The sequence below is a fragment of the Bacillus sp. NEAU-Y102 genome (genome assembly GCF_054788175.1).
Window position 1 is genome coordinate 22380 of the sequence record NZ_JBTWFK010000011.1, and the last position, 12695, is coordinate 35074.

Below are 12695 nucleotides of genomic sequence, written 5' to 3' on the forward strand. Positions count from 1 at the left end.
TTTATATGTTAATTCCCAGTCTCACCTTTAAAATTATCTCGCCATCTTAAAAACTTCACTTCTAGTAAACGTACTAGAGAGTCAGAAAACTTCCCAACAAATGCAAAGATAATTATGCCGACAAATACGATATCTGTATTTGAAAATTGCCTTGCATCCATAATCATATAACCAATACCTTCTGTAGATCCCATAAGTTCTGCTACTACTAAACTCACCCATGCAACACCTAACGATAACCTTGCTCCTAGTAAAAGGTTAGGCAATGCAGATGGTAAAATTAGTTTCGTAATTAGTTTTCTTTTGCTAAACTCTAACACTCTCGCAACATCAAATAACTTTGAATCCACACCTCTAATACCTAAAAATGCGTTTACGTATAAAGGAAAAAATGCACCATCTGCAATTAATAGCACTTTCGATGTTTCACCAAAACCGAACCATAATACGAAAAGCGGCGCAACAGCTAAATGAGGTACAGTTCTTAACATTTGCACAGATGGATCTAAATATTGCTCACTTCTCGTTGAAAATCCAACAATCGTTCCTAAAATGATTCCTAAGCCCCCACCAATAAAGAAACCAGCCGCAGCCCTGAATACACTAATACTTAAATGGCCGAATAACTCTCCTGTTTTAATAAGCTCTTGGAAAGCTAGAAAAATATCTAATGGTGTTGGTAAAACTGTTTTAGAAACAAGACCGAATACGCCAGCCAACTGCCAAATTATTAATATAATAACCGGTATAGTAATCGCCCTTACTAAAACTTTTACATTTAACTTTCGCACCTTCTTTATGCCATTTTTCTTAATCGTTATACTCGCTGGTTTCATAACAGCTTTCGTATTTTCCACTTTACAAAACCTCTTTTCACTTCGCTTTCAATCCTTTTTCTACGAAAGAATTATCTACAACTTTTTCCGTCTTAATTTCTTTCTTTATAGAACCGAGCTTATATTGAAAATCCGCTGTCTTTTGTTGTTCTGCTATTATTTCCTTCGTTACCGGAACTAAAATTGGTTTGTCGTGATTAAACACTTCTTTTACAATCTCTGCATCTATCTTTTTTACAGAAGTGTATACTTTTATTGCGTCATCTAAGTTAGCATCTTGCCATACACGTGCTTTCTCATAAACTTTGAGGAATTTCTCAACTAATTCTGGATGTTCTTTCGCAAATTTTGTCCTCGTAATTAAAAATTCTGGTGAAGAGACATTTAATGTTTCACCGTCTGCAATCACCTTCGCACCTTTATTTAACGTATGTAATGATATGAAAGGGTCCCAAATCGCCCATGCATCTACTGATCCTGATTCGAATGCAGGCTGCGCTTCATCTGGTTGTAATTGAATGACATTTACATCTTTTGCATCAATACCTTCTTTATCAAGTGCTCGATACAATAAATTAAAGGCACTACTTCCTTTTGCTACTGCAATTTTTTTACCTTTTAAATCTTTTACACTCGCAATCTTGCTATCTTTTTGAACGAGAATTCCAGTTCCTTTTCTCGCATAACTTGTATTGGCGATTTCGGTAAATCCAATACCTGCTGCTTGCGCTGAAATGACTGGAGAATTCCCTACTTCACCAAAGTCTAACCGGTTTGATGCGATTGCTTCAAAATAAGGAGGTCCACTTTGGAACTCTGTCCATTTCACTTTAACTCCTTCTTTTTTAAACTCCTCTTCAAACCATCCCTTTTTCTTTGCTAGTAATAGCGGGCTTAATCCTTGCTGTATACCAATTTGTATTGTTACATCTTCTTTCTTACTACTTACTGTACTTTTTTCACATCCTAATAAAAATACTGATATAGCTAAAGCAAAAGAAAGAACTTTAAATTTTTTATACATATAAAATCACCCTTTTCCTATATACTTGTTTGAATCAACCCTCCATATTCAAACTGCTGTAATACTTTCGTTCGAAGTTGTTGGAACGATTGAGAAGTTTTATTTCGCGGATAAGGCAAATTATTTTCAATCACTTTATGTATTTTCCCTGGTTTTGCACTCATAATGATAATTCGGTTTGAAAGATATATCGCTTCGTCTATATCATGTGTAACGAATATCATTGTTGTTTTCTTCTGCTCCCAAATATTCAGCAATACTTCTTGTAAATGACTTCGAGTAAAAGCGTCCAGCGCTCCAAAAGGTTCATCAAGTAATAATACATTCGGATCTCTTAATAACGCTCTCGCTATCGCAACACGTTGTGACATCCCGCCTGAAATTTCTTTCGGATACGATTTTTCAAAGCCATCTAACCGAACGATTTCAACCCATTCTCTCACCTTATCTTTCACATACTTATCTTTTAACGACAAATCTGCCGCTATATTTTCTTCAACTGTTAACCATGGAAAAAGCCTATGCTCTTGAAAAATAAAACCTTGTTTCTTGCTCGTTTTTAAGATAGGCTCCCCGTCAATAATAACTTCACCTTCAAAATCATTATCTAGACCTGCAACAATTTTTAGTAATGTACTTTTTCCGCACCCACTCGGACCAATTACTGTAACAAAATCCCCTTTCTCTAATTGAAAATTAATATTCTCTAATACTTGAACAGTACCAGTTTGTTTCAAAAAATATTTTGATACCCCATCAATTGAAACAGTCATTTCTTCCCCTCCTTAAAATGATTCATATAAATGAACAGATTCAGTATTTGTGCAATAAAAAAACCAAAGGCATTTTATCAACAGATAAAATGCCTTTGGTTTCTCCAATCAGCAATACGTTATGGAATTAAGTACATATTATACAAATATTTCCGATAAGTCAACTGGGTTTTAGCGAACATTATTTATTTTTAAAGATATCAGCAGTCCCTTTTATTATTTTTGGAAGGAACGTTTTAATTGTATCCATTAATATATAAAGAGCTTCCTTCACATAACCACCTTCGAAATTTCCTAATGGTTCTGGTAATTCATCCTCATCTAATATGAAGTATTCTCCATTTGGAAGTACCATAATATCAATGATTAAATCTTCGAAGGAAACCACTTCGTCTTTTATTTGTGTATTTTTTACGATATTAAAATAGGAACCTAAATACTTCCCTTTTATATCTCTCCATACGTATAAATTGTACGGACAATCTTTCCAGTAATATGCGATTGTATAACTCCCTTTTGGGATTGTTAACTTAGTATCATTTGCAGTCATTGTAAATGAATACTGCACCTCGTGAAATAAAACAATACTTTGTGATTGCTTTTCAAGTAATAAACACTTGTGATCTACTATTGTTGAGTTATATCGGATTTTTCTTTCTATAATTTCAATTTTCGATGTAAGTAACTTATTCATTATTTTGTTTCCCCTTACACTAGTTCTATCCTCAATTATATCCATTTATATAGTGATAAAGAAGTATATAGTTTTTTATATAATGATTTATACAAGAAAAACTCCTTCTTATTTAGAAAGAGTTTTTCACTTCTAACGGAAGTTTATTTGTTTTTATGTAACTAACAGCACTATTACTCATGTTTTAACTTTTCCTTAACCGCATCATAAAATTTTCGTTCTTCATCAACATTTAAGTGAACACGACTTACTGTTTTAGAAAAGCCATATAACAACTGTGCTTTCACTGGCTCTTTTAATGTTATTTCAAAAGTAGCAGGTTCTTTTATGAACTCCATAACAGTTGCATCCAATATCTGTTTCCCTTCTTTTGCCGATAGCACTTCACCCTTGTAGAACGCAATATTATCAATTTGTGTAAATGGTATAACAATTTTCTTTCCTAATCCAATTTGAATGATTACTTGTTCTTCTGTTACGACAAGTGGATTTTTACGCATTGCTTGTATTTCAGCTAAAAAATAAAACATTGCATATACATTTAAAATAAGTAACACCCATGCTACAACCGGATTCCATTGATGAAACAAATAATGAAAACCGATACTTTCTATTAAGGTCGCATGGATGATCATGATATATACACCTATTGCACCAGTCTTTTTGTGATATGAGTATACGGATTCACCTTCTGGTACTTTTTCACGCCACGATAAAAATGCATAATAGATTAACTTACACTCCGTTACAATGATATCTATTAATTTATTTCTTTTCATAGTAGCTTCAAATGCTGCATCAATCGCATAAGAAAAGGAATAATTTTCTCTTCTATGTTTTTTATATTTTTTTATTATTTTAGGAAGCACTCTAACAATTTTATAGAGAAGGAATAATTCTAGACCTACAAATGCAATTTCAGCCGCAACAATAATATAAGAGATGAATGAAAAAGCTTGTAAATAGTAACTTGGAATAATAAATCTTGCAAAAATATATCCAGCTATTACAACAGGAAATATATACGTTAACGAGTATCTTTTTCGAATAATGAAGAAATACGTGATGATTGGAATGACAAACATGCAATCTAATAATGACCCAAGCACAACTTCTTTCGGCGCAGCTGGTACTATTGGAAGGGCATACAATAAGTAGTTTGATAGTATTATTAAAGAGACGAGTCCAATCCAAATACCTTTTCGCCTTCGCGATAGTGTAACATTCATACGTTCACTCCTTTATTTAAAAACCTCATTTAAATGGTCTTTATAAAATGAAATGGCACGCTCAAATTCTTTTACTTCCTCTACTTTCACGACAGTTTCAAGTAATAATTTCATAGCTGATTCGTGATCGTTTACATTATATTTTGCTAATGATAAAAATACTTTCATTGGATCGTTCTCTGGGAATTTTTTCACCCCAGCTGCTAATACTGTAATTGCCTTTTCATATTCCCCTATACAACGATATATACTTCCTAAACCAATATAAGCACCGCAAAGTGATTCGCCATCAAGTCCATTTGCGATTGCTTGCTCATAATACGGAATTGCTTCTGTTTCTAGCCCCATTACATCATGTATCCACGCACACTGATACAGTACTTCTGCATCCTTTGTAAAGTTTGTTAATCCTATAAGCATCTCTTTAGACTGCGCATATTTCTTTTCATTTCTAAGTTTAATAGCTTGCTTTAATAAATGTTCCATAGAATCCACTCCTCACCAATTATTCTGTGTATAGCTCTTGATTGGTATACGCTTCACATTCGTGTAAAAGTAAAATTCCCACCAATTAAAGTTTCGCTTACTTATTACTATGCGGATTCATTCTTATCTAAAAACTTAATTTTAAAAAGCAGTAACACGATTACATAATATCTCTAAGCTTTTGACAATTTCTTTCGCTGTTTCATCTTTCCCATTACACAACTTCCCTTTACCATCCTGTCCAATTACATAATGTACAGCTCCGCGCGAATATAAAGAATGTGGTGAATTCGCAATCATTACATTCGCCCTTGCTTCTTTCATTCTATTTTTCGCTCTTTCAAATAGTTCTTCTTCATTTAAATCACTTTCAAGTTTAAAACCAACAAGTACTGTTTCTGGATCCCATTCTTTTATTTGTTTTAATACTTTTGGAGCCTTTTGAAAGTGAATAATCGGTGCTATATCACTTGAAATTTTTCCGTTCATATTAAGAACATTACCATCTTGATCACAAATCTTCTCCACAATCCAATCTGATCCAGCCGCGGCCATAATGACCGCATCAACCTTTTCATGTGTGATGATACTTTTCATTTTATCTTGCAAATCAACAATTCCTTCAAATGGATGTAATTCTAACCCTCTATGTACATCGCTCGGTTTCTCCGCAAAATAACCGTGTAAATATATAACATGTGCCCCTTTAGCTAGAAGTTCTTCTGCCATTATCCTTCCGATTGTACCTTTAGCCATATTCGTATGCCCGCGTACTTGATCCCATTTTTCTAGACAACCACCGCTCGTAATTAATACCTTTTTCCCCTTCATTGTAACCATCCCTTACTAATTTTTCTTACGAAACCATTCGGTTCCAAAGTCAACTATATCACGCTGTTTCATTAGACGACACGTTGCATTCCCTATCTTCCCGTTTTTTACAGTTCCTTTTCGCTCAAACTCCACACCAATTTCAACAAACTTCTCAGATTCGTAATCCATTTCAACAAACTCTTTCCACACTCTCTCACCGTTTTCTATAATAGGTGCTCCTACTTGTATTAACTCACATGCACCAGTACGCACCTCGGATAAATGAACAGACGTATTGGAATCATATCCAACACCAATTAATAATACGTACCCGTCTAAATCATATATTTTTCTTAATGGAGATTCTTCTCCAAAGCTCATTGATAACGAATGGTTCATTGTTATTTCTACTGCATGTTTTCCCCATGCAGCAAAACTTCCTAACGGATGATTACTACGTACTACATTCGGATATGTACGAAAACATTCAACTATTTCACCCATTCCCCTTGTTGGGGTTATACGTGAATCAAATGCCGGGACGTTATCTCGGATAATTTGCCACCAGTCTTCCGGTACAGGTGGTCTTGACCAATGTTTCGGATCGGATAAATCCGAAGATTGCGTTGGCATTATTATCGTTCCTTCTTCCGTAACAACTTTCATTAATGCTTCTACTACGGCAACCGCACCACCAGATATCCACCCGATAGAACTTAGTGATGAATGAACGATAATTGTCATTCCTTTTTCGATTCCTAATGCTTTTAAATCTTTTGTTATTGTTTCGATTGTATTTGGAAATTTTGTACTTGCTACTATATCATTCATTTTCATATTGGTTCCCCCACTAGCCATGTAAATTTAAACTTTTATATAAATATATTATCATATTTTTCTTAATTTTTAACTTAATCATATTCATTACTACAAAAATATGTATATTATTATACTGAAGACTCAAAACTCTATTAAAATCGTAGATAATGATGAACGAGAGTTTTTTGAAATGAAGAAAAATGTAGATCTTATTTTTTCAGACTATACTCCATATGCATATTTTTATAATATTTTTCCAAATAACAATGAAATCTTTCGATTTCCTTATATTTTTCTCCTAAACTTTTAACTCGAAAACCAATTCTTTTATAAAATTCTACCGCCCCATCGTCTGTCTCTGCTTCTATATAAGTCAATTGATATATTCTTACAACCTCTTTAATCATTTGCAGTGCAATTCCTTTTTGACGATAATCTGGATCCACTGCTATATGACATACTCGTGCTTTAGTTGCTCCGATTACTTCTATACCTATACAAGCTTTTTCTTCATATTTGTACAAAGTCCCTTTATTATTTTGATAAAGTAATACTGCTTTCTTTAAGCTTATTTCATTTGGACCGACGGCATATTGTAGCACATTTAATATTGAATCTTTTTCAAGTTGTTCAACACGTTGTAAATTCATACTTTCATCCCTTTCTACGAAAAAATACTAGCTCTTAATAAAAAGAGCTAGTCTCATTACGCCGTTATTTTTTCTTCTTTTTTTACAACGACAGCTACATAACTATGAAGTATCATCCCAATAATAACGAGACTCATACCAATCCAAGATAATGATGACGGAATTGGTGCAGATAACCAGATCAGCTCTCCTACTAGCGCAAATAAAACTTCACCAGACTGCGTCGCTTCCACTGTTGCTAGTTTTTGTGGATCATCTTTCACAAGATCTGTTGCAAAGAAAAATAATACTGTCGCGATTAACCCCGAACTAACTGCTACAATAAAACATTGAAAAACTTGGCTACTTGACGGTAATCCGCCAGTTGATACTTCGTAACCAGATAATAAAAACCAAAATGGTAAACTTGCTAATGTCATACCGAGTACCCGCTGAAATACATCTAATTCCCCTTTACAAACTTGCATCATTTTTCGATTTCCAAGAGGATACGCAAATGCTGCAATAAGTACAGGAACTACACATAAAACGGTTTCACGAATACCTAATGAAGAAGCATGTTCTACTTGCATGAGAACAACACCAAATAAAATAATACCCGACATAACTAATTCCTTCATCGGAAGTTTTTTATGTAGTGGATCCACCGCAAAAAATGGTGTTAACAAAATCCCTGCAACGATTGTAATTTGCCATGTTGATGCAACAAGCCAACCTGGTCCGAACGCTCCAGCAAAACTAAGCGGTGCATAAAAGAGACCAAATCCAACGATACTCCATACTAACCATTCTTTCGGATTGTTTTTCATATATTGAAAGAGTTGCTTTAAGTTCCCTCTATACATAACAATAAGTAATAGCATTGGAACCATAAAATAATACCGTAATGATGCACTCCAAATCCAGCTTCCACCTTCTAAGTCCATTGCCCGGTTTAAAACAAAGGTAAAGGCAAAGAAAAATGATGCCAGTATCCCTATAACAATTGCTTTCATTGTAAAACCCCTTGTTTAGTTTCTCCCTAATACTATACAACAAAATAAATATAATTAAAATTCACAATCTTTAACTTGTATGTAATCTAGCTCTATATAATTTCCTCAATCGACTTATATGTGCTTGATGATATCGATTATGATCTGCTATATGCCAAATTCCCCATCTTATAGTCGCAGTTTCCCCTTTTTCATACAAAACTTCCCGCGTTAAATCAGTTTCTGTTAGTTTCATACATTCTTCATGAAACAATTTTTGCACTGCTTCATAATCTTGCATTAACTCTTGCAACGTGTATTTTCTTAAACTCGGCATTTCTCCTACTTCATTCAACATAGGACCATATTTATTTTCAAATGTTGTTGGAACATCTTCTCCCTTGAAACGATACACCCAATGTAAATCGACAACTGCTAAATGCTGAAGTAACTGCCCAATACTATTTTCATTATTTTCAGACCCTTTATAGGATAGTTCGTTCTCTTCAGTACCTTCTACTAACCTTTGCAATCTATTAAACGTATCAGCAACCGTCGCATACAAAATCGCTACTTGAAGGTCCATATTTCTTTCTAAATGGAGATCTTTCATGCTAAACTTCCTCTCTTAAAAGAACAACACCATATGTTCATCATCACTATACACACCATTCATTTTTATAGCCCTTTTTTCAATTCCGTACGTTTTAAATCCCATTGATTCATATAATCGTTTGGCTGGTTCGTTCGTTGACACAACCCCTAAGTTCAATTGCTCTAGCTTCATCTCTTTTGCCCTTTCAATTGCTTTACGTATTAAATCACGTGCAAGACCACTTCTTCGATTTTCAGTATCTACATACATTGCAACGATATGCCCTTTATGCTTATATGCATCCTTTTCTTCTGTTAATAAAGTAACAACCCCAACTAAACGATTTTCATTATTAAAAGCACCAAATGTAAAACTACTGTTAGATGAAAGATTACTAGCAACGCGTTCAAGAGGGTTTTCTTGACGTACTGCTTCTTCATAAGTCGTTACAAATGCTTCTGGGTTTACTTGTAGTGCTTGTAAACGTAACTCCCAATATTGTTTTGCATCCGCTTTTGTAAGTAATCGAATCATTTTATCTTCCCCTTTTTCATTTACATAATATTTTTATAGGTTATTATTTTTTAATTCATACTCTTCTTTTAATATACTGTAACGATAGCGATGAATGAACTTCCCCTGTCTCAATCGATCATTTCTCATTAACCCTTCACATACAAATCCGGCATGTTCATAACTCTTTTTAGCTTGTGTATTATCTTCATCTACACGTAACCAAATTTTCTCCAATTCAAACTGGGAAAAACCTATATGTAACATGCTGTTTAGAGCTGCCATTCCAAATCCTTTACCCCAATAGTCTTTATTTCCAATCGCAATTCCTAGTTCTGCATTTTTATTTGTTTTATCAAAATTTTTAAGGTCTACCCATCCAATATGTATACCTTTCTCAGTAACAATTGCCCTTTGTTCATAACCATTTTTTCGGCTTATACAAGCTTCAATCCAGTTTCTCGTATCTTCACGAGTGAACGGAGGATATTGATCTGGTACGACTAAATGCTTTGTTACATCTCTATCTAATGACCATTGATAGCGATCTTCTACATCATCTAATGTCAATTCTCTTAATTGAACATATGGTACATTCATTTTTCTCTCCCCTTTTTATTTACCAATAGAAAATCCTTCGAACACTCTTCCACCATACTGTTCTAACGTCTTTTCTATAAAATGAATTAATTCATTTTTCTCTCCCGTTTTATAAAAATGATCAAAAGCGGCTACAAATTTGTTTGCATATTGCTCATCATACCTTCTTAGCACTCTAATGAACCATTTTGAACTCCCAAGCCACCTACCATTTACTCTTAATACATATTCATGTACTAAATCCGCTAATAGATTAGCGATAAACAATTCTTCTTCTCTTTTCGTTGCACCAATAAAGTCATCTAAAGTATCCGTAATAAAATATCGCTTCTGCTTAATCGTTTCTTCCGTCCATTTATCTGGTCCTTTATGTAGTAAACCATTCGCTTCTTTTTTTAATTTCTCAACAATTTCCTTTTCCCCTTTTAATGCAATCCCTTCTGAAACTAATTGTGGTAACGACGGTCTCCCTCGATCACAATCCATTTTGAAAAAGGTTTTATATGTTTCAAAATTATGAACAAACACCTCAACAGGCCATCCATTACTATAGAAAGATTCTCTATAACAAGAAGTTAAACTTTGATCGACTATTACAATATCAAGGTCAGATGTTTTCGTCGCTTCTCCTCGTGCAACGCTTCCGCCGAGTAAAGCTACATCACAATTCGGAAATTGTGATGTAATTATGTTTTGTGCTGCTTCAATTGGTTTCATAACCGTTCCTCTTTTCTTATTTCACTTTCTTTTTTTCAGCTCTTTCTCTCGCTTTTTTTATATAGCTTTCTGCATCTGGTGTTTTACATGATGTCGCACCGTGATCAACCTCTACTTTTCCAATTTCACGCGCAATTTCAATCGTTTGTCGCTCTAAGTCTTCATTACGAATTCCTATTGCGATTAAAGCACTATTCATCGCTTCTTTTTTTCTATTTTTTTCATTATGTATATTTTCTTTAATCTCTTCTAAGTACGGAGAGAAGAAATCATCATGTAACGCTTTATTTTTAATCGCTATATTTGCTAATAAAGACCAGCCAGCTCTTCCAATCCATTCATCATTAAACTTTGTCCACTCTTCCATTCTTTCTATTGCAATTGGCGAAGTACATATAGATGTCATAAGAACATCCATTAAACAGTAATAATCAACATCCTGAACCCAACTATTAAGCTGTTCTGTCGTTATTTTCTTCGGATCTAAAATATAAGTTGCTAATGTCATTGCGTCCATATTTTTCGTTTCCCACAATTCAACTGCTAAATCGTGATCTTTTTTTATTTTCTTTTTTAACAATTTTAAATTTGCAAAACTAACTCCGAATAGTGGCTCTTTCGCTCCGTGGTTTTTATACGTTTTACGATTTTGTTCTGTTCCATATTCCTCTAGTTGCTGCATTACTTCCTCAAGTAACATATACCCACCTCTTTATCTTTTCTGTTGACTGTATATATGTATGTACGATATATTCTACATTACTTTTCGGTTTTCCTATATTTATTTTTAAAATACGGTATGTGAAATTTCTAAAGATTGCACAGCTACACCATCAAAAAACTGTACCAGTTAAACATACAGTTTTTTGATGGTCCTCTCTATCATTTGGTCTATCCCCTATTTTTCAACTAATTTTTTTACATCTGACCACTCTTCTATTGACCCTGCGTCCGGAAAAACTGTAACTACATTAAAATTCGCACCTTTTTCTTTCCCAATTTGTTTAGCAGCTAATAAATTCGCTGCCGCAGAAGTTCCTATTTTTATACCAGTATCTTTGTAAAAACGTGCCATTTCATACAGGGTATCTTCATATGAATAAGTCCATTGTTTTTCTATCAAATTTTCTTCCTGTTCTATGAAATGTTGTTTCCTTCCTAAGCCGAACCCACCTGATCCAGCATATTTCTTTAAATCATTTGGTGGTTGTTCCGAAGCATAAGGCAATTCAGCAGGCATTACTAAATGTAGTTCAACATTTTTTGTATAATTCTTTATTGCTGTATAGCCTCCCATTAGAGTTCCACCAGTACCAGCAGATGCTACCCATGCATGTATTGGTTTTCCAATCATTTGTGCAATAATTTCTCGCCCTGTACCTTCAATATGACTTACTATATTTGCATTATTATAATGTTGGAATAAAAAGTATAATTCTGGATTTTGTTTGCTAATCTCTATTGCCTTCTCAATTACTGCGTAAAACCCCTTACATTTATCAACTAAGATTACGTTAGCACCATAATATTTGAGTTTATTTAATAGAGATTGACCAGTTGCAGAACTTAACACTAACGTGCATTCAATCCCTAAACAATTACAAATACACCCAATTGACCTCGCTAAGCTTCCACCACTATACTCTAAAATATTTTGTTTTTTGTCCGCTTCTTGTAAATATTTATTAATCATTCCAAGTGCGGCCCTATCCTTAATTGATCCTGTAGGATTATGCCATTCACATTTAGCATAGATAGAAAGGTTCTTCGTTTCTTCGCATTCTAATTTCATGAGAGGTGTATTTCCAACATGTTTAGAAAACTCTTTAAAATGTTTTACTATCATACTTTTATACCTCCTTCATAAATTATGTTTATTACATTTGCTCTTAGCCAAAATCTTTCTACATTTTAATAACTCTCTCAATAAGATTTTCTTATATAAAAATCCCTACAAACACTGTAGGGATTT

16 protein-coding genes are annotated in these 12695 nt (G+C 33.9%); all 16 read right to left on the minus strand.

Going from position 1 to position 12695, the window contains the following annotated elements:
• Positions 1–8: 8 nt before the first annotated feature.
• The 16 genes from ACYFX0_RS23885 to ACYFX0_RS23960 all read right to left on the minus strand — a co-directional run bounded on the left by ACYFX0_RS23885 (position 9) and on the right by ACYFX0_RS23960 (position 12569).
• Positions 9–857: an ABC transporter permease gene (locus ACYFX0_RS23885; RefSeq protein WP_000432135.1), complete on the minus strand. Its 849-nt coding sequence runs from the start codon at positions 855–857 to the stop codon at positions 9–11.
• Between the two features lie 16 nt (positions 858–873).
• Entirely contained in the window at positions 874–1860 is a 987-nt protein-coding gene (locus ACYFX0_RS23890; protein WP_460271975.1) for an aliphatic sulfonate ABC transporter substrate-binding protein, read from the minus strand.
• A 17-nt stretch (positions 1861–1877) separates the two neighbouring features.
• Positions 1878–2633, minus strand: coding sequence for an ABC transporter ATP-binding protein (locus ACYFX0_RS23895; RefSeq protein WP_000218578.1), 756 nt, complete (start codon positions 2631–2633; stop codon positions 1878–1880).
• Between the two features lie 181 nt (positions 2634–2814).
• Positions 2815–3327 (minus strand): ribonuclease FAU-1 family protein, encoded by a 513-nt coding sequence (locus ACYFX0_RS23900; RefSeq protein ID WP_001037871.1) that lies wholly within the window; start codon positions 3325–3327, stop codon positions 2815–2817.
• A gap of 173 nt (positions 3328–3500) precedes the next feature.
• Positions 3501–4556 (minus strand): hypothetical protein, encoded by a 1056-nt coding sequence (locus ACYFX0_RS23905; RefSeq protein ID WP_017763295.1) that lies wholly within the window; start codon positions 4554–4556, stop codon positions 3501–3503.
• 12 nt (positions 4557–4568) lie between these two features.
• Positions 4569–5042, minus strand: a complete 474-nt coding sequence (locus ACYFX0_RS23910; protein WP_460271976.1) for a tetratricopeptide repeat protein — start codon at positions 5040–5042, stop codon at positions 4569–4571.
• Between the two features lie 141 nt (positions 5043–5183).
• Positions 5184–5873, minus strand: a complete 690-nt coding sequence (locus ACYFX0_RS23915) for a phosphopantothenoylcysteine decarboxylase domain-containing protein (RefSeq protein WP_017763297.1) — start codon at positions 5871–5873, stop codon at positions 5184–5186.
• A gap of 15 nt (positions 5874–5888) precedes the next feature.
• Positions 5889–6686 (minus strand): AAC(3) family N-acetyltransferase, encoded by a 798-nt coding sequence (locus ACYFX0_RS23920; RefSeq protein WP_127726076.1) that lies wholly within the window; start codon positions 6684–6686, stop codon positions 5889–5891.
• Positions 6687–6883: 197 nt separating this feature from the next.
• Positions 6884–7324, minus strand: coding sequence for a GNAT family N-acetyltransferase (locus tag ACYFX0_RS23925; protein WP_017763299.1), 441 nt, complete (start codon positions 7322–7324; stop codon positions 6884–6886).
• 56 nt (positions 7325–7380) lie between these two features.
• Entirely contained in the window at positions 7381–8319 is a 939-nt protein-coding gene (locus ACYFX0_RS23930; RefSeq protein ID WP_000644594.1) for a DMT family transporter, read from the minus strand.
• A gap of 70 nt (positions 8320–8389) precedes the next feature.
• Positions 8390–8911 (minus strand): DinB family protein, encoded by a 522-nt coding sequence (locus tag ACYFX0_RS23935; RefSeq protein WP_000653847.1) that lies wholly within the window; start codon positions 8909–8911, stop codon positions 8390–8392.
• Between the two features lie 15 nt (positions 8912–8926).
• Entirely contained in the window at positions 8927–9427 is a 501-nt protein-coding gene (locus ACYFX0_RS23940; protein WP_000620322.1) for a GNAT family N-acetyltransferase, read from the minus strand.
• A gap of 33 nt (positions 9428–9460) precedes the next feature.
• On the minus strand, positions 9461–10006 hold the full coding sequence (locus ACYFX0_RS23945) for a GNAT family N-acetyltransferase (RefSeq protein WP_001102493.1): 546 nt from the start codon (positions 10004–10006) through the stop codon (positions 9461–9463).
• A 15-nt stretch (positions 10007–10021) separates the two neighbouring features.
• Positions 10022–10723, minus strand: a complete 702-nt coding sequence (locus ACYFX0_RS23950) for a nucleotidyltransferase domain-containing protein (RefSeq protein WP_000802430.1) — start codon at positions 10721–10723, stop codon at positions 10022–10024.
• Between the two features lie 16 nt (positions 10724–10739).
• Complete coding sequence (locus tag ACYFX0_RS23955) at positions 10740–11423, minus strand: DNA alkylation repair protein (RefSeq protein ID WP_044782812.1); 684 nt, start codon at positions 11421–11423, stop codon at positions 10740–10742.
• Positions 11424–11621: 198 nt separating this feature from the next.
• On the minus strand, positions 11622–12569 hold the full coding sequence (locus ACYFX0_RS23960; RefSeq protein ID WP_000635842.1) for a PLP-dependent cysteine synthase family protein: 948 nt from the start codon (positions 12567–12569) through the stop codon (positions 11622–11624).
• Positions 12570–12695: the final 126 nt, after the last annotated feature.